The 23128-nt window shown below is 37.4% G+C and carries 33 protein-coding genes; 21 read left to right on the forward strand and 12 right to left on the reverse strand.

Features of this window, described 5'->3' with window-relative positions; translation table 11 throughout:
- Positions 1-154: 154 nt before the first annotated feature.
- The 6 genes from ACWYN3_RS07395 to ACWYN3_RS07420 all read right to left on the reverse strand — a co-directional run bounded on the left by ACWYN3_RS07395 (position 155) and on the right by ACWYN3_RS07420 (position 5567).
- Entirely contained in the window at positions 155-1804 is a 1650-nt protein-coding gene (locus tag ACWYN3_RS07395; protein ID WP_456220556.1) for an eCIS core domain-containing protein, read from the reverse strand.
- Positions 1805-1819: 15 nt separating this feature from the next.
- A complete protein-coding gene (locus tag ACWYN3_RS07400; protein WP_456222924.1) occupies positions 1820-3169 on the reverse strand; it encodes a hypothetical protein in 1350 nt (449 codons plus the stop codon).
- 277 nt (positions 3170-3446) lie between these two features.
- Entirely contained in the window at positions 3447-3902 is a 456-nt protein-coding gene (locus ACWYN3_RS07405; protein WP_456220557.1) for an eCIS core domain-containing protein, read from the reverse strand.
- Between the two features lie 323 nt (positions 3903-4225).
- Entirely contained in the window at positions 4226-4633 is a 408-nt protein-coding gene (locus ACWYN3_RS07410) for a hypothetical protein (RefSeq protein ID WP_456220558.1), read from the reverse strand.
- 98 nt (positions 4634-4731) lie between these two features.
- On the reverse strand, positions 4732-4920 hold the full coding sequence (locus ACWYN3_RS07415; RefSeq protein WP_456220559.1) for a hypothetical protein: 189 nt from the start codon (positions 4918-4920) through the stop codon (positions 4732-4734).
- A gap of 17 nt (positions 4921-4937) precedes the next feature.
- Positions 4938-5567 carry an alpha/beta fold hydrolase gene (locus tag ACWYN3_RS07420; protein WP_456220560.1) on the reverse strand — a complete coding sequence of 210 codons (630 nt, stop codon included), beginning with the start codon at positions 5565-5567 and terminating at the stop codon, positions 4938-4940.
- Between the two features lie 347 nt (positions 5568-5914).
- Here ACWYN3_RS07420 and ACWYN3_RS07425 point away from each other — a divergent pair, with 347 nt between their 5' ends.
- Together ACWYN3_RS07425 and ACWYN3_RS07430 are read left to right on the forward strand one after the other, a co-directional pair.
- Positions 5915-6379 (forward strand): VOC family protein, encoded by a 465-nt coding sequence (locus ACWYN3_RS07425; protein ID WP_456220561.1) that lies wholly within the window; start codon positions 5915-5917, stop codon positions 6377-6379.
- Positions 6380-6415: 36 nt separating this feature from the next.
- Positions 6416-6766, forward strand: coding sequence for a VOC family protein (locus ACWYN3_RS07430; protein WP_456220562.1), 351 nt, complete (start codon positions 6416-6418; stop codon positions 6764-6766).
- Between the two features lie 30 nt (positions 6767-6796).
- On the opposite strand, the gene ACWYN3_RS07435 is transcribed toward ACWYN3_RS07430, so the two are convergent.
- Positions 6797-7015, reverse strand: a complete 219-nt coding sequence (locus ACWYN3_RS07435) for a zinc-binding dehydrogenase (protein ID WP_456220563.1) — start codon at positions 7013-7015, stop codon at positions 6797-6799.
- Positions 6972-7811, reverse strand: coding sequence for a zinc-dependent alcohol dehydrogenase family protein (locus tag ACWYN3_RS07440; RefSeq protein ID WP_456220564.1), 840 nt, complete (start codon positions 7809-7811; stop codon positions 6972-6974). The genes ACWYN3_RS07435 and ACWYN3_RS07440 overlap by 44 nt, the downstream gene beginning before the upstream one ends.
- Before the next feature lie 185 nt (positions 7812-7996).
- Between ACWYN3_RS07440 and ACWYN3_RS07445 the strand changes: the two genes are divergently transcribed.
- Positions 7997-8308: a winged helix-turn-helix transcriptional regulator gene (locus tag ACWYN3_RS07445; RefSeq protein WP_456220565.1), complete on the forward strand. Its 312-nt coding sequence runs from the start codon at positions 7997-7999 to the stop codon at positions 8306-8308.
- 74 nt (positions 8309-8382) lie between these two features.
- On the opposite strand, the gene ACWYN3_RS07450 is transcribed toward ACWYN3_RS07445, so the two are convergent.
- The 4 genes from ACWYN3_RS07450 to ACWYN3_RS07465 form a co-directional block, all read right to left on the reverse strand.
- Positions 8383-8931, reverse strand: a complete 549-nt coding sequence (locus ACWYN3_RS07450) for a TonB-dependent receptor domain-containing protein (protein ID WP_456220566.1) — start codon at positions 8929-8931, stop codon at positions 8383-8385.
- 41 nt (positions 8932-8972) lie between these two features.
- The gene (locus tag ACWYN3_RS07455) at positions 8973-10037 is read right to left on the reverse strand and encodes a TonB-dependent receptor domain-containing protein (protein WP_456222925.1); all 1065 of its coding nucleotides are present in this window, start codon (positions 10035-10037) and stop codon (positions 8973-8975) included.
- Positions 9920-10972 (reverse strand): TonB-dependent receptor, encoded by a 1053-nt coding sequence (locus ACWYN3_RS07460; RefSeq protein ID WP_456220567.1) that lies wholly within the window; start codon positions 10970-10972, stop codon positions 9920-9922. The genes ACWYN3_RS07455 and ACWYN3_RS07460 overlap by 118 nt, the downstream gene beginning before the upstream one ends.
- Before the next feature lie 461 nt (positions 10973-11433).
- Complete coding sequence (locus tag ACWYN3_RS07465; RefSeq protein WP_456220568.1) at positions 11434-12342, reverse strand: hypothetical protein; 909 nt, start codon at positions 12340-12342, stop codon at positions 11434-11436.
- Positions 12343-13131: 789 nt separating this feature from the next.
- Between ACWYN3_RS07465 and ACWYN3_RS07470 the strand changes: the two genes are divergently transcribed.
- From ACWYN3_RS07470 to ACWYN3_RS07555, 18 genes are all read left to right on the forward strand, one after another.
- Positions 13132-13503 carry a tetratricopeptide repeat protein gene (locus ACWYN3_RS07470; protein ID WP_456220569.1) on the forward strand — a complete coding sequence of 124 codons (372 nt, stop codon included), beginning with the start codon at positions 13132-13134 and terminating at the stop codon, positions 13501-13503.
- Between the two features lie 155 nt (positions 13504-13658).
- Positions 13659-14060: a hypothetical protein gene (locus tag ACWYN3_RS07475; protein ID WP_456220570.1), complete on the forward strand. Its 402-nt coding sequence runs from the start codon at positions 13659-13661 to the stop codon at positions 14058-14060.
- Positions 14061-14074: 14 nt separating this feature from the next.
- Positions 14075-14608, forward strand: coding sequence for a sensor histidine kinase (locus ACWYN3_RS07480; RefSeq protein ID WP_456220571.1), 534 nt, complete (start codon positions 14075-14077; stop codon positions 14606-14608).
- An 8-nt stretch (positions 14609-14616) separates the two neighbouring features.
- Entirely contained in the window at positions 14617-14997 is a 381-nt protein-coding gene (locus ACWYN3_RS07485; protein WP_456220572.1) for a response regulator, read from the forward strand.
- Entirely contained in the window at positions 14978-15286 is a 309-nt protein-coding gene (locus ACWYN3_RS07490) for a hypothetical protein (RefSeq protein WP_456220573.1), read from the forward strand. The genes ACWYN3_RS07485 and ACWYN3_RS07490 overlap by 20 nt, the downstream gene beginning before the upstream one ends.
- Before the next feature lie 590 nt (positions 15287-15876).
- Entirely contained in the window at positions 15877-16110 is a 234-nt protein-coding gene (locus ACWYN3_RS07495) for a hypothetical protein (RefSeq protein ID WP_456220574.1), read from the forward strand.
- Positions 16111-16112: 2 nt separating this feature from the next.
- Positions 16113-16394, forward strand: coding sequence for a membrane protein insertion efficiency factor YidD (gene yidD, locus ACWYN3_RS07500; RefSeq protein ID WP_456220575.1), 282 nt, complete (start codon positions 16113-16115; stop codon positions 16392-16394).
- A 307-nt stretch (positions 16395-16701) separates the two neighbouring features.
- On the forward strand, positions 16702-17736 hold the full coding sequence (locus ACWYN3_RS07505; RefSeq protein ID WP_456220576.1) for a type I restriction endonuclease: 1035 nt from the start codon (positions 16702-16704) through the stop codon (positions 17734-17736).
- An 85-nt stretch (positions 17737-17821) separates the two neighbouring features.
- On the forward strand, positions 17822-18007 hold the full coding sequence (locus ACWYN3_RS07510) for a hypothetical protein (RefSeq protein WP_456220577.1): 186 nt from the start codon (positions 17822-17824) through the stop codon (positions 18005-18007).
- A complete protein-coding gene (locus ACWYN3_RS07515) occupies positions 17967-18506 on the forward strand; it encodes a hypothetical protein (RefSeq protein WP_456220578.1) in 540 nt (179 codons plus the stop codon). Before ACWYN3_RS07510 ends, ACWYN3_RS07515 begins: the two co-directional genes overlap by 41 nt.
- A gap of 91 nt (positions 18507-18597) precedes the next feature.
- The gene (locus ACWYN3_RS07520) at positions 18598-19002 is read left to right on the forward strand and encodes a hypothetical protein (protein ID WP_456220579.1); all 405 of its coding nucleotides are present in this window, start codon (positions 18598-18600) and stop codon (positions 19000-19002) included.
- A gap of 116 nt (positions 19003-19118) precedes the next feature.
- A complete protein-coding gene (locus ACWYN3_RS07525; RefSeq protein ID WP_456220580.1) occupies positions 19119-19361 on the forward strand; it encodes a hypothetical protein in 243 nt (80 codons plus the stop codon).
- Between the two features lie 20 nt (positions 19362-19381).
- The gene (locus ACWYN3_RS07530) at positions 19382-19720 is read left to right on the forward strand and encodes a hypothetical protein (RefSeq protein WP_456220581.1); all 339 of its coding nucleotides are present in this window, start codon (positions 19382-19384) and stop codon (positions 19718-19720) included.
- 18 nt (positions 19721-19738) lie between these two features.
- On the forward strand, positions 19739-20038 hold the full coding sequence (locus tag ACWYN3_RS07535) for a hypothetical protein (protein WP_456220582.1): 300 nt from the start codon (positions 19739-19741) through the stop codon (positions 20036-20038).
- A gap of 52 nt (positions 20039-20090) precedes the next feature.
- On the forward strand, positions 20091-20513 hold the full coding sequence (locus tag ACWYN3_RS07540) for a hypothetical protein (RefSeq protein ID WP_456220583.1): 423 nt from the start codon (positions 20091-20093) through the stop codon (positions 20511-20513).
- Positions 20479-21387, forward strand: a complete 909-nt coding sequence (locus ACWYN3_RS07545; protein WP_456220584.1) for a hypothetical protein — start codon at positions 20479-20481, stop codon at positions 21385-21387. Before ACWYN3_RS07540 ends, ACWYN3_RS07545 begins: the two co-directional genes overlap by 35 nt.
- 6 nt (positions 21388-21393) lie before the next feature.
- Positions 21394-22026: a hypothetical protein gene (locus ACWYN3_RS07550; RefSeq protein WP_456220585.1), complete on the forward strand. Its 633-nt coding sequence runs from the start codon at positions 21394-21396 to the stop codon at positions 22024-22026.
- Positions 22027-22067: 41 nt separating this feature from the next.
- Positions 22068-23057, forward strand: coding sequence for a hypothetical protein (locus ACWYN3_RS07555; protein ID WP_456220586.1), 990 nt, complete (start codon positions 22068-22070; stop codon positions 23055-23057).
- Positions 23058-23128: the final 71 nt, after the last annotated feature.

Raw genomic sequence — 23128 nt, forward strand, 5'->3', positions numbered from 1 at the left:
ATTGAAGAACCTCAATACCTATAGCGAATGAAAAATCACCTAAATAACTGGATAATTGGCATAGCGTGCGTCCTTCGGGGGATTGCATATGATATTGGAGCTGCCGGGTATTAGCTGCAAATAAAAGATTCAGGTAAGTGATTGCATTACGGCGTTAACCTGTGAGTCGTGATTCAGCTGCAAATGTTATTCTGTTTTCAGCCTCCGCATATTCAGCATCTGGCACATTACTTAAATGAAATACCCGGATTGCCTGCTCGCCAATTCCGGTAATTACACCGTTGATCGTGTAGCTGTCAATCACCTTGTAGTTAGCTCCCGGCCCCATAAGATCCTCTGTTTCGCCAGGGAAATATTTTTTTGCAGGACGTTTTAGTTTCGCAGTCCCTTCAAAAAGTAATAAGGCGAGATTATCATAGGGGCCAAACTTATCAGCTACTATATCTGCCCACATGTTGTTTACACCGGCTATGTTGTTTGGATGAATACTTGTGAGTGCTGCAAAGTCGATATTTTCTTGATCGTCATCTATCCAGCCAGATGTTAATTCAAGCCTGTATCTTCTTCCTACTATTGCTGTAGCCGGAGCCTCTGCATATGCTTGTTGTAAAATTCCGGCAGTTTTAACTATCAGGCGACCAAAAGCTGTGTCTTCTGGTTCATCCTGTTCCCGAAAATACTTATTTAGTGGTCCATAAAGATAACTGGTATAGAGACATAGCGCCAGTACTTCTTCACTAGAACTAACACATTCTGTTAAGCAATAGGCAAGCTGAGTTTGAGGAAGATACCCAAATGTTGTGTCGTAACGCATTCCTGAAACTTCATTTTGATCAGCCACTGCACCAACAACAGCATTATATACAAAGTCATGGAGGCTGTCGCCTGCACCGGGCTCTGCTCCGTACTCTTCTGCCCATCCGGTAGTGGCTGTATGCAGATATCCATCAACTTTCTCGCTATTGTCTACTCTAACATCATAGGCATTTTGAACTTTTACCTTTAATTCGGCCAGATGATTTTTGTCCGCGGCTCCTAAATCTGCCGGATCTATAGCAAGTAGCTGATCCCATATGAAGTCTATATCAGCTAAGGATGCCCGATAAAATTCTTCCTCCGGATCTGCATTGAGTTCTGAGAGTGTATTGGCATCTTCATCAGTATGTTCTTCGTTTAATCTGATCAAAGGACCAGTAAGCTGGATGACAGTAGAGCCTGATAAAGTACCCGTTTGTTTTCTCTGGACGATTCCAATGTTTTGAAGAGCTTTGACACCCATTATATCTGCCTCATTTTCTAAGCCCGGATCATCATTGATATTCGTATTGTCTTTCATCTGTACGGTAGGCTTAACCCTGTTTTGTTTCTGTTGTACCACGTGCCAGGCTTCATGGGGCAGATGTCTTTCCTGTCCGGATGATAGGTGAATATCAGTACCCTGGGCAAAGGCATATGCCTGTAATTGTGCAGCCCTGTCTGAGTTGTAATGAACCTTCACATCATCCATGGAGTAGCCAGAGAGGTTTTCAACTCCTGATTTCAAGTTGTCTGGCAAGCCCGTATTATTTTCTTTTCGCTGTGTTATCTGAGAAGTGAAATTGTCGGCCAGAGCCTGGTATGATTTTAATTGCTGTACACGGGGACTATTATCAACAGCTTCCTGGAGTTTTCTTTGCGCAATGGCCTCGGGTCTGTTATTTGCAAACACAGAAGCAGGTTCATCACTACTTTGCAGTTTTTTTGGTAAACAGTTAGCAATAGTTTGATTTTTATCTTCTTTTGTATTGTCAGCGTAAGTATTCATGTTTTCAGTACATTACTAAGTATTTTTAACGATATCCATAATTTTATCAGGATCGATTATTTTGGCTCCCAGTGACTGAAAGCCACTGGGACTTTTTTTAAGTTTTATTATTTCTGAAGGCAATGGGAATAAATATTCCTGACCAGGCTTAACAGCAAAGGTTTTGGTTTCAGCAAATTCCTTAAATCCGGCATTGAATTCCTTAATGAGTTCTCTAAGTAACGGGCTGACATGCAAATTGAAAGAAGATGCGTAATAACCCATTAGCGTACGAATACTTATTCGCTTAAGCTTCTTGTTTGACCATTTTAATCTCATTGAATCCTCATGAGCTACCCAAACACCATGGGTAGTGTTTTCCGTCAGGGGCAGGGGCTCGTTTTGTTCTGCTGATAAATGTATTTCATCTAATAGATCATTTGGCAATACCTGGGGCTGCAGTTCTTTATCTTTAAGCAGACCAAGGATAACATCTAGTTGAATAGCTCTTTCATCGAGCTTTATTTTAGTCTCTCGCTTCCAGAGCAAAAGAGTATCGAGTGCCGTTATTGCTGCTTCAGACAGATTTGGTAACTCATTAATTGTACCTATTTCTCCTAAAGTGGGGAGGATCAAAGAAAGATGAGCTGAATCTCTTGTAATGATGTCTGCAACTTCCTGTTCGTTTGGCGGGCTGTTAAATTCATCTGCTAAACATTGAGCCATTTCTTTTTCTGTACGGTTTTCTAAGCCAAATCCCGAAAAAATTTGCTCATTATCATCATTTCGTCCCACATAAAGAGCGTTCTCACCACCCCAAATCCCTAATGAATGTCTTATATTGAATAAAGGATGATTTTTGATAAAGTACCATCCCCCAAGTTTTGCGGGACGAAATCCTGGCGAGCTTACTGGAACATTTTCCTCGTGTTTAAGTTCATTGTATTCTTCCTTATCCATTTTTGCCTTATCCTTTATCAAATAATTATTAAGTGGGTTAGCTCCCGTTATATTAAATTCAATTTTCAGGCGCTGTTCTGAAGGTGTTTCAACCTTCTCCTCTCCAAAAAGTTTATCAAAACGCTTTTGACCAACTAATTTCAGAATGCTATGATAAAAAACTGCCTGTATAGCAGTCTGGCATTCTGTAATCGTTATGGCCGGATTATCACCTGCTGTTAATGTTGGATTTAAAAACTCTAAAATCCCTGTTGTTGCACTAATGTTAGGAAGCAGCCTCCAGGTGAATTTATCCAGACGTTCAAAGTAAGTGGGGTTGGCATATCCCAGCGTGGGTTCTGCACCATTATGCACCATTTCCGCAAGTGTTTGAGGATCAACATTATGATAATAAGTTGGCCCGCCAAGAGCATTAGCCTTTTCCATACCCAATATATTAGCGCTGGCTATCTGACTTTTCACATTGTCTTTTTTTAGCAGGACTGCTCTTTTATACAGCAGTTTATTCCTGTCCTCTCTGTCGAGTTCAAGAATTCCTGATGACATCATCGTATAATAGTTCATGATATCCCCCAGATAGGTAATTTTATCAATATCAACCTCTTCATTTGTTTTGGGATCTATAAACCTTTGAATTGTTTTAGTGATGCTACCGCTGTAAGATGCTGAATCAGCAGTACTATGTTTCATCTGCATGGTAGGTTTAACCCTGTCTTGCTTTTGTTGCACCACGTGCGTGCCAGGCCTCATGAGGTAAATGTTTCTCTTGTCCGGATGATAGGTGGATATCAGTACCCTGAGCAAAGGCATATGCCTGTAATTGTGCCGGCTTGTCTGAATTATAATGAACTTTCACATCATCCATGGAATAGCCAGAGAGGTTTTCAACTCCTGATTTTAAGTTGTCTGGCAAACCTGTATTATTTTCTTTTCGCTGTGTTGTTTGAGACGTAAAATTATCGGCCAGAGCCTGGTCTGCTTTTAATTGCTTTACACGTGGGCTTTTGTCAATATCTTCCTGTAGTTTCCTTTGCGCAATAGCTTCGGGTCTGTCATCTACAAACTGAGAAGTTGGGACATTATTACTTTGCTGTTTTGAAAAACTGTTAGCAGCAGTCTGGGGTTTATCTTTTTTTATAACGTCAGCTTGAGTACTCATGTTTTTCAGTTTAGGTTCTGGTCAGTTGCCTATAACACTTTAATAGATTTGATACTTGCTTAGTAGATGTAATATAAGAATTTTTAAGGTTTTTGAGAAATGCAAGATGTAAAGCTTAACATTTATAAATCAATTAATTATGGGTCATCTGTCCTGTCATGACAGTCTTGTAATTGATAAATTCAGACAATGAGGTCAGGTAATCAACATGTGAGTTTTTAATCTTAGAAAGATGATGAAATTAGTCCTGTTAGGTGGCTTGTGGAAATATTAAGCCTTATACTTTACAGTTGCGTCCTGATAATTTAACAAAACTTTGAATTTTAAACCGCAGCGAGGTTGATTGTCTCTAATTTATATAAAAGAAGTACTGATTTGGACTCATTTATCTTTGAGGCATTATTGTCAATGTGATCCTGAAGTACTTCACTCAACAGGGGAACGTTACCGGATAAGTTTTGATAGATCATTATTAGAGGTAATGGTGAAATATCGGGGGGTGATATAAAATTGCTATTACCACTATGCAGTATAGCAAGCACTTCTTTTAAAGCAGTATCAAAGCTTCCAAAGTTTGATGATGTATTTAAGATTGCAGTGGATAATGACATACCACCTTGCCTTAACTCCCTTAACATATCCAGATATGGAATACGGGATCTTAGTTCTAAGGATGTTTGTATGTTCTCAAGTAATCTGTTTGCGAAATCTTTTCCTGTCATTATCGTCATCTAAAAGACCAAAAATAAGTAATATTAATTTATCTGAAATGTTTGTGATTGGCTGTTTTATAGAGACGGTTTCTCAGAGAGTTACAATCTGAGTTTTATTACAACGATTCAATGCTATTCAAAAAAATATGAACGCGTTCATTTATCTCTTTCGGAAATTCACCATTAATGGCATGAGAAGCGTCAGGCCAGACTTCTGCTTCTACCTGACTACCTAAGCTTTTGGCACGAGCCAGCGCAGCCACAGAGTCATGTACTATACTTTTTCCTGCTAGTAATACCAGCATTGGAGATTGAATGGATTTCAGTTGTTGGTCGCTGGGATATACCGGGGCAGGTGTTCTACTACGAAGTCTTTTAAGCCAATGGAAATGAGTTTGGAAACATTATTTTCGGGATCAACTTTTGCCCCGCCCGATATCCAGCTTAATGATTTTTGACGCCAGGACTCTGGAATAAAGGGGATCATAGTTACTAATGAAAATGCAATGATTTTCCAGGAGAAACGCGCAAAAACGAGTGCGGGATCTAATAGGATAAGAGATACAATACGTTTTGGAAAATGAATAGCATAATTAACCGCTGACCAGCCACCAAAAGATACACCCAATAAATGCACTTTTTTCAGATTTAATTGCTCTAAAACAGTTTCCATCCATACTGCCTGTTGCTGTATATTTTCTACAGGAGCTGATTGAATGGTTTTTCCTGGCTCTCCTAGCAGGTCTATGGTGTATACATCAAATTGATTCAGTAATCCAGGAAGATTTGCTTCCCACATAGGGGTGGATGATGACCTTCCTGGTAATAGTATAATAGGAGTGCCTCCCTGGTTACCAAACCGATAAACTCTTACTGTACCAAAGGAAGTGGGTTCATCATAAATGGCAGAAGGCCTGGGTAGTTGCTTCATCGCTTTATCATAAACTTCCATAAAGAGAAGACGGGCTGTTTCAGATCGAAAATGTCCTATTTGCATTTGGGATAATTTAATTTATACATTTTGTGTAATTAAAATGGGAGCTACTTTTCTCTTAAAAAACAATGAGTGAATAAATTTACCAGTATTTAATCAAGGGAGTGTATCGGATTGGGAATGATTTGACTCCAAAGGGGAATGATATTCTGAAAAATCATTAGACTATGATAAATATATTGAATTGATTATCAGTATGTATTGTCCGATTAAAAAAGTATATTTTTGTTAGCATGCCTCATACTCTTCATCGGTAACAGACTAAAAGGACCTGGTAACAAACAATAATATAATTTGTAGAAACAATGAAAAAAGCAATTTTAATAACCCTGACCATTGCGACATCATTTTGCTTTGGTTTCGCATTTAAGACAATAATTACCAAACCAGAGAAAACAACAAAAGTAACTGGGATTGGAGGCGTTTTTTTTAAATGTAAAGACCCTAAAAAAATGAAAGCGTGGTACCAAAAAAATCTTGGCTTAAACACAAACCCGTATGGTGCGGTTTTTAAGTGGTATGAAGGTGCCGACAGCACAAAGAAAGGACTTACGCAATGGACTCCGTTTGCCGAAACGACAAAATACTTTGAACCTTCAACAAAGGATTTTATGATAAATTACAGAGTCGGAAATTTGAAAGCACTTGTGGAGGAATTAAAAAATAATGAGGTGACAATTGTTGACACTATTGAAACCTATAGCTATGGTAAATTTGTACATATTCTTGATGCAGAAGGAAATAAAGTTGAATTATGGGAGCCCCAATGATTGAGTCGTTTCAATTATTATTTAAATTTATAACTCATGAAAGTTAAACGCATAGTAGCTAATATCGCTTCGTCAGAAATCGCCAAAGCAAAACTATTTTATATAGATCTATTAGGGATGGAGGTGTTAATGGATCAGGGGTGGATAACAACGTATGGCTCAGAGGAAAAGATGTCTGTACAAATTAGCTTTGCCAGTGAGGGTGGTTCAGGCACTCTGGTTCCGGATTTATCAATCGAAGTTGATGATGTGGATACTGCTTATAGATTAATGGAAGAGCATAATTTTAAAATTGAATATAAATTAGCTAATGAGCCATGGGGTGTACGTCGTTTTTATGTACGCGATCCATTTGGTAAACTGGTGAATATACTGGCTCATATTTGAGTAATCAGATTTGTCAATAAGATGATTTGATTAAAAACTCAAGCAGATCTTGCCAAAATGAGAACCTTGTTCCAGTGATAATAAAGCTTCCCTTGTTTCTTCAAATGAATATAACTTATCTATAACCGGGTGTAGTTGATTTGTTGTTATAGCTTTATTCATCCTGTCAAACATTTCTTTTGAGCCTGTTTCTATACCCTGCAATTTAATTTTGTTTTGACATGATTTTGCTGGTGTTAATATCGCCACTTAATCCGCCAATTAAACCAATTATAGATATTGTCCCATCCAGAGCGACAACTTCCATAGATTTATTGATATGATTTCCTCCAACCACTTCAATAACCTGGTCAACGCCTTTACCGTTAGTGATTTGCATCACGTCTTTTTCCCAGTTGGGTACTTGTTTATAATTAATCAGGTGATTTACACCTAATTGTTTTGCCAGTGCCAATTTCTCTTCGCTGCCAGAAAGCAGAATAACTTCTGCACCGGCCATTTGTGCAAACTGTATAGAGAATAATGAAACTCCTCCTGTACCTTGAATGAGTACTTTTGAACCAGCTTTAATGTCTCCTTTCTCGACTAAAGCATGCCAGGCTGTAAGTGCAGCACAAGGAAGTGTCGCTGCTTCTTCATTGGTTAAAAAATCGGGCACTCTGATCAATTCACTTTCGTGAAACACTACGTATTCCTGTAATAAACCATCTCTTAGCTTGCCTCCCAATGAATAGACCTTTTTATCAGCTGTCAGCTTACCTTCTATCCATTTAGGCAAAAAGAGTCCGGCTACCTTATCATTTTTGGTGACAGCAGTAACTTCACTACCTGTTTCTACAACTGTTCCTGCACCATCTGAAATTGGTATTCTTCCAACTGGTGGTTTCCAGTCAGCCACGCCTTTGATCACCAGAAGATCTCTGTAATTAAGGGATGTTGCCTGGATCTTAACTAGTACTTCGTGAGGTTGTAGTTTAGGACAATCTTTCTCAACAAGGGCGAGAGAGGTTATGCTGTATCCTTCAGTAATTTGATATGTTTTCATTTTTTTATATTTAATAACTGTATTTTTATAGCACAAAGATAAGGTAGAATAGTCCTGCACATCAACGCGTTGCCAATTGTGAGTTACTAATAAATAAATGAGTGTGAGTCAAAAAAAAAAAAACAAATTCAACAAACTCCATAAATGAATTTTATCTTGATGAAAGATGTCCCTTAAACAAGGTGTTGAAAATCATAGGAAAAAGATGGGTATCAGAAATACTGGTCCTGATTGGAAAGGATATCTCCCGATTTTCACAATTAAAAGATTGTTTAAATGGGATTTCAGATAATGTATTATCATCCGTACTCAACGAGCTTGTAAAATCGGAACTTGTGAAAAAGGAAATATTCCAGGAAGTTCCTTCAAAAGTAGAATATCATATTACTAAAAGTGGATCTGATTTAACTGCAGTGATGCATGAGCTTTGTAACTGGGGCAAAGCACATATTCCTTATGAGATCCGTATCCAGCCCGGAAAAAAGAGAGATTATTAAATTTTTATACTCTAATTTTAACAAGAAGAGCCGTCTCATATTTTATCTATGAGACGGCTCTTTCACCATATGAATCAAACGATCCTAGAAATTATAGCGGAGAGTAATCCCATAAGTTCTAGGATCACCAAGTACGCCGGCATATAAACCAGAGTTACCTGCTGCAGCTTGTATTGTTCGTAATAATTTTTATTAGCGATATTTCTGGCCCAGAAAAATACAGAGAACTTATCTGACTTAAATCCTAATCTGGCATTCAACAATGCATAACCTTCAACATTTAACACACGTGAAGGTGTTGGGTTTGAAGAATATTCTGAACGGTAACTCGCATCCGCGGCAATAAAATATCTGCCTGCTAAGGTAGTCAGCTTACCAGGATTACTGAATTCTGCACCACCGGAAACATTCCATTTAGATATACCTGGTAATCTGCCTCCTGAAGCATCTTTAAATGCTACCTGTGTAGCTAAACCATTCACAAGTTCCGTATGTCCGGTTTCTTCTAATGGTAGCGGTGCATTTGTGAATTTTACATATTTTCCGTCAAGATAAGCGAGAGCAGCATTTAAACTTAAGAATCTTCCTAACTGATAACTTCCATCAACTTCCAGACCTTTCACGTTAACTTTTTCTGCATTGGCAAGATAACCTCTGTTTACACCTAATTGTGTGATTGCACATTCGTTTGGTAATCCTTAATATCTGTAGTAAATGCACTGATATTTACTATCGCACCTTTAATTGGTTTGGTTTTAACACCTAATTCATAATGTTGAACATATTCTGGTTTGACTACAGCTACAGAGAGGTCTGCTTCTCCATTAGAAGTATTTGGCAAGCCACCAACATTGACGCCTACTGGTTTATAAGCAGTAGAGAAAGTTCCATAAGCGTTTAACCTTGGACCAGGGCGGTATGACAGCGTGATATTACCAGATAAATTATTGTTGTCTACATTGGTAGTGAAACGCTGATTATTATAAACTGCGGATTTAAGAGCAAGCAAATCAGCACTAGTAGTTTGCAGACCTCCATAAGTTGCCCTGTCATAATTAACATCTTTTTTATCATAAGTATATCTTAAACCAGGTAGAACATGGAAGTGATTTAGAAACTCCCAGTCAACCTGTGCAAATACAGCAGCACTTAATGATTTAATGGTCGAATTGGTTCTGATACCGTAGCCATCTAACAAGCCAGGTGTCGAGTATAATGCCTGAGCACCAGTATTACTTGTTTGCACAAATCTCCACTGATCTTTCCCTACTTCTTCGGTCTGGTCTAATCCTTTCAAATTCTGGCTAAGGGCAAATAGACCAACTACGCCACTTACTTTTTCAGATAGATTACCAGCGTATCTAAGTTCTTGCGAATACTGATCGTGGCGGGAGTTTCCCTGGGATTTGGTTAATGCTGACAATTCAGAGAAATCTCTATCGTTTGTAGGGTTCCAGTTCCAGAATCTCCAGGCAGTAGTTGAAGTAAGCGTTCCTGTTCCTATCTTATAATCTACATTAACGGATATACCACCAATTGACTGGTCATGCTTCCAGGGAGTATTGGTATTGATTGTTCTGGAAGCAGGATCTACTACAGGCTGCTGATATCCTAAATCAGAAACAATTTTAGCATACTGACGAAAAGCACTTCTTTCTGTGGTTGTAACACTGCAATAACAAGTGGATAACCAGCAGGGTGCTGGACACTTACATCGCCACTTAACAATATTTGTAATTTATCTGATGGGGTAAAATATAGCTGACCTTTGAAACCAAGGTTGTTTTGACCGCTATATCTGCGTTCTTCTTTAGTATTTAGAATTGTACCATCGCGTTGCGTTCCGGAAATAGATAATCTTGCTGAAAGGTTTTTTGCAACTGCTCCGGAAACCGATGTTTTTGCTTGCAAAAAGTTGTAGTTCCCAAAACTCAGTTCAACTTTTCCGCCTGGAGTTTGAGTTGGTTTAGCTGTAGTGATGTTAAATGCGCCGGCAGTAGTATTCTTGCCGAATAATGTTCCTTGCGGGCCACGAAGGATTTCTATTTGTTCAATATCAAGAAAATCAGTAGAGGTAGCAGCAGGACGAGCCTGATACACACCGTCTACATAAAATCCTACTCCAGGATCAATACCATCATTGGTTAAACCAAATGTTGAGCCCAGCCCTCTGATATTAAGTGTCGTATTTCTGGCATTCGAAGCATACAACTGTACAGAAGGCACCAGCTCTTTTAAACGGTTAACATTAAAAGCTCCTGCATTTTCTGCAGCTTGCCCGCCGATAACGGTAATTGCAATAGGCACGTCCTGCAGGACCTCTGAACGTCTTCTTGAAGTAACAACAATCTCATCTAATAGTTCGCTTTCAATCAGCACTAACTCGAAAGGTGTATCCTGAAGTTTTAAAACCTGAAAATCCTGAGACTTATAGCCAACTGAGCTGACCCGAAGATAAAATGGAAGCTCTTGTTTTGAATCGATACTGAACTTACCATCGACATCTGCAATTACAGAAATTTTAGTACCTCTGATCGATACTGTTGCATGTGGTATCGTAGTGCCGTTACTAGTTTTTATAACGCCTGTTATTGGGCTTTGGGCAAAAACATAATTTGCCATGAGTATAAATGAAAAGATAATAAGTAACTGTTTCTTCATCATATTAGGTTTAAATGGTTCGTTGATTATACGCTGGCCAGATAGCTGGCATTATGCGTTAGTTTGATGATTGTTGGAAAGGGGATAGGTCGCAAAGCAAAGCCATGCGAATGTTTTCGCATCTGGTTAAATTCAAAATATGCTATGGGATTTGCAGACATTTTAGTCTTGCTCAGTGATCACTGAACAGAATCAACAACAACAGTGACTGTCTAATAGAAAGAGAGTTCCTTCTTTAGCTCTGTTTTTTTTCATTTTTATAAAATGCAAGTCTGTTCTCATTAGATTCTATTGTTGTTTTTGTAATACAAATATAGTATTCTTTTTTACTAAACACATAAAATCTATGGATTTTGTAGTTATTATTTGAAAAGGGAGTAAAAGTACCCTGAGAGGGGTTGTAGTGTCAATTTCGGTGAACGTACTTATTTAGTATATATACTGTAACTGGTTTTAGTCTTACATCATAGTATATCGGATGGAAACCATCTGAGGTGTAAAATTCTATCTCGCCATCTATTTTTTGTATACCAGACTTTACCCACAGCGTTGTGCGTAAGTGTATCAGGCTGGGTGATTTTTTCTAAATGAGCAGCTTTTACTGTATCCAAAGCGATTACCGAGGCATTATCTATTTTTTTGTTGCAGGAAACACGTTTATAATGATCACCTGTCCAGTACATACATTCTTGTGGTGGAATACTGATAAAGAAATAGGTTCCGCTGCTTGCTGCTGCTATGATCATAATAGAGGTAATAGCTTTTTTGATATTTGACCCCGATACTGTCCTTTTTACTTTTTCAAATTTTCCAAAAGCAGTCTGGATTTCCGGGGTTATAGCCTCAGTTTCTTTGATCACTTCATTTCCTATAGTTGAGATATCGGCTACAGCCACCTCAACTTCTTCGCCCGCAATCTCATCATTTGATGTAATTGGTGAATCCCACTTATCCTGATTTTCAGTTTTCAGAGGATTATCGATAATTTCCTGAGCAATTTCTGCTTTTATTTCCTCTTTATAATTAACTCCGTACTGATAAGGTCTTGGTTCAAAGTCTATCAGCCAGGCAAGAAGTTCAATGTTTTTTTCTTCAGTAACATTTGTCTTTCCATTCAGGAAGTTTAATAATGGTCTAAACTTATCAATCTCAAATTTACTAATGCCATGGCCATAATCGGTTAGCTTATCTTTTGGGCCGAAAAACAGCCTGAATATCTTTTCATCTTTCGGTAGACATCTTTCCCCAAAAACACTTAGACATTCATCTTTCAATTTCCCTGGAGTTGGGCGCAATAAATTAATAGAAATGGCGCTCGCTTCCTTCTTTTTCTGATAGGCAAGAATTACTTTCTCTTTATAATCATCAAACATTTTCCAAAATTATTGAATAAAAATAAACGGAATTTACGGAATCCCATAAGCATTTTCGGAATTCCGACAGAATCATCGGAATCATCGGAATGATTTGATAATTAAGGTTTTATGCTCCTATATATTTGTCTCGGAAATCAGTTAAAGGCTTTGATCAGCTATCAAAGTAAATGTACAAAACAGATTTCGTAATGAGATGAAAAAGCGGGAGTTAGTATCCGGTTTGGGAAGCAGCTATTAGCTCCCGCAATTAATTCTCACACTTCCCAAAAATTTAAGAAGCGCTTCTTATTTCAGTTGTAGCTCTCCCTGTGATCGGTTTCCCAGGGAACTACAGAGTATTTCATTTTTAAATTTTTAAAATCATGTTAGAATTAATATTTGCCTTTTTAATGGGACTGGCATGCCCTGGACATACTACTGCAACTACTCAATGTCATAACGATAATACGACCATATCAATTCAAGGCGAATTGCCTCCTACTGATACAGGGGGCGAAGGTGGACACTACCCGCCCAAGAATCCATAACTCATAAATAAAGGCGGTTTTTACTGCCTTTATTTATTTATATTTGAGAAAAACCTCTCAAGTTTGAAAAAAAAAACACTCATTTTTTTAGTCTTTATTTTTCAGCATTTATGCTTGTAATAAAAAGCATAGTCCAGAAATTTTAATTAAAAATATCCACTTTGATAAAGCTGAATCATTTGTAGGTAAAAACAATGATTCAGCTTTTTATTATTTTAATAAGATCGTCACAAATTCTAAGGATAGCTTAAACATAGCCATGTCTTATAACTACATGGGCAGAATGCAGGCTGATGTCGGTGATTATTATGGAGGCCAGGAAAGTCTAATGCTGTCTTTGACGTTTTTAAATGATAAAGAAGAGAAAAATTTCGGCTGTTTATCCTCTGATTATAACGAACTGGGATTAAACCTTCTGCATTTCAAAGATTACGATCTTGCCATAACATATTACGATAAAGCTGCAAAATACTCAAATAATAAAGCTTTTAATCTGATCTCCTTAAGTAATATAGCACTGGCTTATGAGAAAGCCAAAAAATACCCACAGGCCATTAAAATTTATAATGAGGTTATCTCCAACAAAGATCTGAGTCAAAAAGAATATGCGAATTCTATCTATCTAACCTGACCAAAACAAAATGGCTTCAAAATCCTGACTACAAAGCTGCTCCTTACTTTTTAAAAGCACTTCATATCCGGGAAAGAGAAAATAATCTTTGGGGAAGAAATGCCAGCTATTCTCATCTTGCAGATTATTATACACAGATACAACCGGATTCAGCTTTGATTTTTGCTCATAAAAGGTATCAGGTATCAAAGGAAATAAAAAGCCCCGGTGACCGGATTGAAGCACTTAAAAAACTGATAGAACTTAGTCCGCCTGAAGAAACTAAAAGATATTTTGAAACATATCAGAAATTGACTGATAGTTTACAAGAGTCACGTGATGCTGCCAAGAATCAATTTGCACTGATCCGGTACGAAGCTGAGAAAAACAAATCGGATAATCTCAAACTTCAGAAAGAAAATATGGATAAAAAATACCAGATCATCAAACAGAGAGTATTGCTTTTTAGTACACTGCTATTGTTTCTTGCTGGATCTGTGATAGTGTTATCTGGTATAAAAAGAGAAAACAGAGACTCGAACTGGAAGCTCAGACTACCATTCGTGAAAATCAGTTAAAGACATCAAAGAAAGTGCACGATGTTGTCGCGAATGGATTATACCGGGTAATGACTGAGATCGAAAATCAGGATAGTTTAGACCGGGATTCTATATTGGATAAATTAGAAAATATGTACGAAAAATCCCGTGATATATCCTACGAAGAACTGCAATTTACAGATCAGAATTTTCATGTGAAAATATCTGATTTATTGAGGTCCTTTGCTACTGAAACCACCAGGATAGTACTGGTAGGAAACACAGCCGGCTTATGGGAAAAAGTGAGTACACAGGCGAAACTTGAGATTGAGCATGTTCTTCAGGAGCTCATGGTCAACATGACAAAACATAGCAGTGCAAGTAATGTTGCTGTTAAATTTGTGCAAACGAACAATTGTATAAACATTTATTATACTGATAACGGGATTGGTATCTCAAAAGAAGGGCAATTTAATAATGGACTCACGAATACGGGAAACCGTATAAAAAGCATCCATGGAGAAATTATCTTTGAGACAAAAGCCGAAAAAGGATTGAAAGTCCAAATCTCTTTCCCTGTTTCTTAAATTGATAAATGATGTTCAAAAAAGTATTAATTGCCGAAGACCACGAAAGCTCCAATATTTCAGTACAAAAAACATTGAAAGACCTGGGGATATTGGATGCCCATTATGTATTTTATTGTGATGACGCTTTAAGCCGGATACAGAAGGCGCTCAAAAATGATGAGCCCTATGATTTACTGCTTACTGATCTTTCTTTTGAAGAAGATCACAACAAGCAAAAAATAGCAGGAGGAATGGAGCTGATAAAAGCTGCGAGAAATTTGCAGCCTGATCTGAAGGTTCTTGTTTTCTCCGCAGAAAATAAACCAGCTGTTATTGATACGCTTTTCAAAGAGATGACCATCAATGCCTATGTGCGCAAAGCACGTAATGATGCAAAAAGACCTTAAGTTAGCCATAGATACTATTTACAAAGGTAATAAGTATATTTCTGTCGATTTAAAACAGACCATAAAAGAGAAAAATTCTTACGAATTAACAGATTACGATATCACAATTATTTCCTTGCTTTCCAAAGGAGTGATACAAAAGGAAATTCCCACCCATTTACAGCAAAACAATATCAAGCCTTCTGGTTTGAGTAGTGTTGAAAAACGTTTTAATCTGATCAAAGAGGTATTGGGTTTTTCCAACAATGAACAATTGATTGCTTATTGTAAGGATATGGGTATCATTTAATAAATATCACAGCTTTACGGTTTCACGTAAGAAAGCTATCTGTGTCAATAATACTTTTGAGATCTAAACAATCAAAAAATTATAGACATGAAAAAGAGATATTATGTAAATGAAAATGCGCAGAGCAATGGGGATCATGAAGTTCATCATGAATCTTGTGTGTATCTGCCAATCTTGCAAAACCGAAAATACTTAGGTGATTTTTTTTTTTGTACAGAAGCTGTTGTTGTAGCCAGAAGGTCTTATCCTACTGCTGATGGCTGTAAAACATGTTCAGAAAGCTGTCATACACGATAACGAAAGAATAAATACCAGAATTATTAAGCAAAATCTCATCACGAAAATAGGGGGGAATCCAGGTGGATCGTCATTGTTATAAATGGAGTAACCCCTTTTTCGATAAATCACTGTGCATCAGACAGTTTATTAGGGTGCTGTTGTCTTAACTTGCTGTAAGTCAACTTATAAAAACATAAAATTTTCTTATAAATACTTTATCAGCTTACGGTTTCCCGTAAGGAAAGTGCTCCAGACCTGTATACTTTTGAAGAGTTGAACAATTAAATAATACTCACAAAAAATAAGGAAACATGGAATACAAAGTAGTACCGTTTACAGCAACACTAAACGAAAGAAAAGAAACGATAGGTGCCGTTGCCCAACAAATGGAAATCATAATCGCGCAGGCCAATAATCAAGGTTGGACATACATCAGATTAGAAAGCGTGTCGACCTATGTTAAACCAAGTTATGGATGTTTTGGTTTTGGTGCACACGCTGGTTATATGTCATGGTATCAAATGATTGTTTTCAGCAGAGGGTAATCATGAAAACCCTCCTTATTCTACTGATCAAATTTTACTGGGCCATCATTCCTGAAAATAAAAGACGCAAATGCATATTCAGGACAAGCTGTTCTCAATATGTGTATCAGACCGCAAAAAAAGAAGGGTTTTACAAAGGGTTAATGGCGTTCAGATATCGGTTCTTAACCTGTAGGGGTGGCTATCATATTTTTGAAAACCCAATTGATGGGTATAAAATAATGGTATTGCCAAACGGACAAGTAATCACAGAGGCTGAAATTTCAGAGAGGCTCACTAAATAAGGTTAAAGACTTCTAATCCTGTTAAAACTTAAATAAAAACATATGAAGATAATTTTACTATCAGCATTTCTTTTTTTTAGCAGTTTCATCTGCACAGATTCAAAGACGGTATATATCTGTGATAGCAGTACCGCAACAAGATATCATTACACTACAAATTGCAGGGGTTTAAGTAATTGCCAGCATAAAATTCTAAAAACTACACTGGAAATAGCCAAAAGCAAAGGAAGAACCTTATGTGGCTGGGAACATTGATGATCAGCTGATAACATTCTTTATAAAAATTAATTATTAAACAAAACTACAAATGGATTTCAAAGATCAGATTGCACAGTTAGCATCTCGTGTTGAGAAGATGTTACCTCAAATACAAACAGAAGAAGCTACTAAAAATGCGTTGGTTATGCCATTTATTCAGATTATGGGATATGATGTTTTTAATCCGTTTGAGGTAAACCCTGAATACATTGCTGATTTGGGCATTAAAAAAGGAGAAAAGGTGGATTACGCAATTATGAAAGATGGCGACCCAACTATACTCATCGAATGCAAACATCATCTGGAAAATTTAGATCCTCATAATTCCCAGTTGTTCAGGTATTTTCATACCACTAAAGCTAAGTTTGGTTTACTGACCAATGGTTTAGTATATCGCTTTTATACAGATCTGGTTGAAAAAAACAAGATGGATAGTACCCCATTTTTCGAATTCAAATTAACCGAAATTAAGGATGCGGAAATTGCAGAATTGAAAAAATTCCATAAGTCATATTTTGATGTAGAGAACATTACCAATACTGCAAGTGAACTAAAATATCTGAATGAACTGAAAAGTCTCCTTCATAAAGAGATTGCTGATCCTTCGGATGGTTTCGTCACTTTCTTTACCAAACAGGTATATCCAAAAGTGATCACAGCTAAGGTTAAAGAACAATTTGCACCTATTATCAAACGCTCATTTAACCAGTTAATCAGCGATGCAATCAGTGAGCGGTTGAAATCTGCGCTGAACCAGGAAAAAGATAAAGACGCTGCGGAGACTATTAAAACCGACGAAAACATCCCTGCCGTTCCAGAGTCTGGAATTATCATACAGAAGAGGAGATTGAAGGGTTTTTCGTCGTTAAATCTATGCTCAGGGAAACTATCGATTCTAAAAGGATTACTTACAGAGACGCACTTTCCTATTTTGCTATTCTACTGGATAATAATAACCGTAAGACAGTATGCAGGTTATATCTCAACACAAAGAAATATCTGGCTATACTGGACGAGAATAAGAAAGAAATCAAACACGAATTACAATCTCTTGATGACCTGTATAAATACGCAGGTATTTTGAATGAGGTTGTTGCACGATTAGATGGTGTTAAAGCCGCTGATCCAGGCCTCTCAGTAATTAAATAATATTATTAAAACTATAAATTATGAAAATAGGTAAGACCCTGGGATTTATCAGGAATACTGGTGTATTTGTATTGTTCACAGTTGTGGCCGCTGGCGTTGGTTGTAAACATGCTGAAGATCCTTTCGCGAAATTTAATCCTTATGATCAGGAACTAGGCAAACGTATTGAAGAAGCATCATCATCATACCGTTGTTGCTCCAAATAATGCCAACTCAAAAAGTGGTAATCCTGCTTTGTATATTGATTTTTCTTCAGGTATCAATAAAGCATTTGCTGATCCGCATATTAAAGAAATGATGACTAACTGTTTCAATACAGTATTATCTCAAAAATTTGATGTTTACAAACTGGGCTCAAATAAAATAATTCCTTTAACTATTGCCAATACAACTGAATTAGGTCAGCAGGTAAGTAACCCCGCCCAGTACGCCGATATTTGGGCCCCGATCCAGTCTGCTGTTGAAAAAATTGTAAATGATAATAATGATGCGTTATTGATTACTGATTTTGAAGAATGGCAAAAAAACATTGAAGTGACTAATACAGCTTTTCTGAAAATTCCCTTCTCTAAATGGCTTGCGAAGGGAAATACAATTCATTTCTTTATTGCAGATTATAAAGAAGGTAAAGTGGCGAAACATCTTTATTTCACCGTTTTCAATGCTGGAAACCCAAATGAATCAAGTATGAATTTCCAAACTTGAATTCAAACTGGGACAATTAACAACTAGATTTGATTTATCCGATAAATCTTATAAACTACGCACAGCTTACCAGGGCGAGCAAACTGGTGGTGTGTTTTATGATCCAAATGGTAAATCTGACGTTGCTAAAAATATACTGGATTTAAAGACTAATTACATCAATGGCCTTAAAAATGGGAATCATTTTGAATTCTATCCTTTAGGCGTAGATTGGAAAACAATAGCTGAGCTGCACACAACCTATGCAAGCCAGAAACAGTTCAATGATTTTTTCAGGAAGCTATATATCGACCTGAGCAATGACGACAGTTATAGCTTCGGTGATTTTGATGTAAAAGTTTCAGATATCACAACTGATTTTGAAAACTTTTCCAGAGCTGATGAAGCTAAAAAGCATCAGCCAAAATTAGCTAAAGGCAGCAATGGCGAGGTCAAATTCGCAGATAATCAAACTGATGCTATTGCTTTAATATGCTATGGTACTGAGGGAAATTAAAGGAGCAGTGGAGTTATAAACCAGAACCTGCAATCCCTCTAAATGACGTTTTCACGTTAAATCAGTCTCTCTTTAAAAATACCAGTACCTCAGATCATAAGAACGCGGAATTTGGAGTGTCGTTCGCTCCTGAATTCAAGCTTAAAAACATTCAAAATCCAGATGGAATAGTTAAGGTTGATATCGTATTAAATACGGCTACGCCTAATCTTGTGAACCCAAAACTATTAAAGTTCCAATGGGTAAATGCACATCAGGTACCTAATATAGCTTTATACGAGTCTATAAAAAACACTTTACAAGAGCTTAAACCAGCTCATCAGGTAGTCTATTCTTACTATATCAAAACTCAACAATAATTAACCTTAATCATTATAAGATGGAATCTACATCAGCATACATTATCTCAATCGTTACCGCCTTAATCTTCCTGCTCTTAGCAGCTATCATTGCAAATGCCATCAAATTTGAGGGAGGGAGTAACCCTAAAGATCCGCAATCACGCAAAACCTGGTTTTGGATATTAGCTATCTTAAACCCGGCAGTTGCGTACTTATCAGGCTATTTTGTATTCAAGCCAGATGCAAACATGATGGTCGTAAACAATTATGTAAATGCCTTAAGTATAGGGACAGCAATTGGATTTGTCCTGTACATCCTTTTAGGCTTCATACTCAGTAAAGTATTTGCCAATGGCAAAATTGGTCACTGGTTTTAATTCCCAAAATATATTTTAATGGATAAACTATTTGTAATCGCCATAGGCGGTACCGGAATGCGCTGTTTAGAATCTTTCACCCACCTGTGTGGTATTGGAATGTTTGATAACCAGGAAATAGAAGTATTAACCTTAGATACTGATCAGAATAATGGTAATAAGGGCAGGGTTGAAGAACTCATCAACTTGTACAATCGGGTCAAAACATCCGGGACAACTTTGGGTGGGACAGCTAATGCAAATACGTTCTTTTCCGCAAAGTTGAATTTACCACCGGTTCTGGACAAATTACTCCAGTCCCGGAAGAGAGAACTATAAAAATATTACCAAAATTACAACGGGCACGTCAGAGCAGCAGAGTGCTAATAAATTGATCTCTGACTTGTTTCTGGATACGAAGTCTGTACAGGAATTTGCTTTAGAACATGGTTATCGTGCACAAACGCATTTAGGCTCTATGCTGATTTATCATGGAATTGTTGAAGCGGCAAGGAATATCCTGAAAGGCTCTTCGGTACAATCTCAGGAGCGGGAACTGGATTCTTTTATGACTAAACTTGAAAATGCAGGAGCCTCTGCCAGGGTTTTTATCTTCGGTTCTGTATTTGGCGGTACCGGAGCGTCGTCCATTCCAGTGATTCCTCAGGCCTTACAGGATTTTGTAAAGATCCGTTCCAATGGAAATGCGAGTATTGACTTCTCTAAAGCAAGGTTTGGTTCTACCTTACTAACAGAATATTTTACGTTTAACAAGCCAGATGCTCAGCAGAAATCAAGCAAGCAAAGCGAATAGCGTTATTGCTGATTCATCTTTCTTCCCATTAAATAGCCAGGCAGCTTTACAGTTTTATCAGAGTGACCCGACTGTGCAGAAATGCTATAAGTTATTATATCATATTGGCTGGCCAATAGAAAGTAAAAAAATAGATGGAAATAACGTCTCCAATCAAACTATAACCGGTGGGAGCGAGCAAAAGAACCCATGTCATATTACAGAACTTCTATGTGCCTGTGCAGCTTATGACTTTTTTACCCGCAAAACTGGTTTTGATAGTGCAAAGGCAGATTATCTATATAAAGCAGTTGAGTTTAAAGATAATTCATTCAATTTTTCCTTCGACGATTTCGTTGGTAATGAAAATAAAAGCGGTGAAATTTTCGTCAATAAATTAGGTGCATTTTTTTCTCTGGCGCACATCTCTTTAACTAAAAACGGTGCTGCTTTTGATGATTCCGGGATTAAAGGGTTTATCAAACAATGTGAGAATCAGAAACTGCTTCAGTACAGTACCATTACAGATGCAGAATGTAAAGATATCAACGAATATTTCAAGCAGTTTGCCTACACCTTTAAGGATGCAAAGTTTATACCTGGCTGGCTGTATCAGGTTAGAAATTCTATTGCTCCTGGCAGATTCCTGTTTGATAGCAAGGCCTTTCCGGATAATCAGGCAGAACTCAAAAAATTAGACGTTGGAACAATCTTCCTCGACGAGAAGCACCATTGGGCAAAAGGAGGGATCTTAAGTAACAGATACAACACATTTGTTGAAAAGCTAATCAATACCGGTCCAAAAGATGAGCAAAAAGTAAACACGACTAAAGAGAAATTCCTCGCTCATATTTTCAATGCAATTACAATTTCACAAAACTTCGATATAAACTAAAGGAACATGTCAGATAAAAGAATAAAAGCACTGGCGATAAAAGTTCATGCTAAAACTGAACCAAATGGTGTTGAATTTGCCTGGGAAAAAATCCCAGAAATTAGAGGTTTTACCAAGAACATTTTAATCCCTGAAATTGCTGTTGACAAAGAAGGGAATTCATCTGTTAACATCGGAACCATTGTTTCGGGGATACCATCAGTATTTGCAAGGGCTAACCTGTTCAAAAGTGCTCTGGATAATATTCAGGATAAGGAAGCAGCTGCCGCAGGATTAATGCTGTTTTACAAATCACTGATTAGTGAATGGAAAGGTTTTATCGGCTGTATCGCATTAAATTATAAAGATATAGAGGTCAATAGAATTCATTTGGCGTATTCTGATGGGCGGCAACTGATCAATACAGCAAATATTTATGAGCCTGTAGGTGCATTCGGAAATATGCTGTTTGAACGGCAGCCTCTGTGGTGTGATCAGTCATTAGCTAATAATGCAGATAAAATACCATTTATAGACGTGATCTCGTTTAAAGGCAGTGTCGTTGGCGGAACTTCACCGGACAGCTTTTTATTTACCTCTGTAGCTTACCAGCTTAAAGACAAATTGCCATTGTCAATGTACAGAACGGGAAGTTTATAGACCCATTACAATCGGAATTAAATCCTCAGGAACTGTTTACGTTGTATGGTTACGCTAAACATATTCTTAAAAATATTGAAAAATTCAGGTTGAACTATGCCAGTCTGGAAGAGCTGATCAGACCAGAATACGGTAATATGTCAGGCTGTCTTCAGGCATGGATAGATGAAATGGTTATCTATCAACAAAAGAAGGGCTATCCAAAACTAGATCAGCAGGCACCACCAGAAGTTGGCTCGCTGTTTAATTATCCTTTTAATATCTTATTTAATTACTCTACAGAACTATTTGGCTCTGAAGGTATTATATATAACGAATCAAAGGAAGGAAGAATAGTATTTGACCCCAAAGATTTACTGCTGTCTGATACCACGGAGATTGCTCAGATCGATTTTGGCAGAGAAGGAATGGAAACCAGGAACTACCTGAAATCTAAACCAATTCTTTTATTAGCTGCTGAAACTAAAGGTGAACCAAACAATTATGCTTATTTCACTTTACCATTAACGCCATTGGCGTTAAATGTTTTTGGTGCTACATTAGATGCATTAATGGGCATATCAGAAGCCTCAAATGTGAAGTCCAGGATCACCGCAATTTATGACCCTAATGATAAAGACGGTGAACGTTTAACGGTCAATCTGAAATTATACACAGAAACCGGCAATGAAATTATTAAGGAGGTAATTTATAAAGTAACTGCGGCATCGATAGAAGGAAAGGACATCTTAATGTGGCCTAACTTTATTTCCAAACAATGGAACCGATATTTCCTTTACTCCGAAATCCCACATAATGATGCGAAATTTCAGGCGACACCATTTATTGGTAATGTCGATGATGATTTCTTTAGAATAGTACTTGATGAAAAGGGAGTACCACTTTACCTGGCCAGCAATGGCAGGGCGGCTATTATTCCTGAGAAATACGGCAACATTAAAGCGCAGCTACATATCACGTCAAATAATCTGTTGCCGATAATAAATACAAGTATGAAATTTATGAAAGTAATAAGCCTTTCAAAGGTGTAAAATTTGCGCATGCCGGGATTGATTGTGGATTTGGGATTATCCGTTACGATGGATCAGGAAACACGCAATCT

It is taken from the genome of Pedobacter sp. NJ-S-72 (assembly GCF_053890575.1).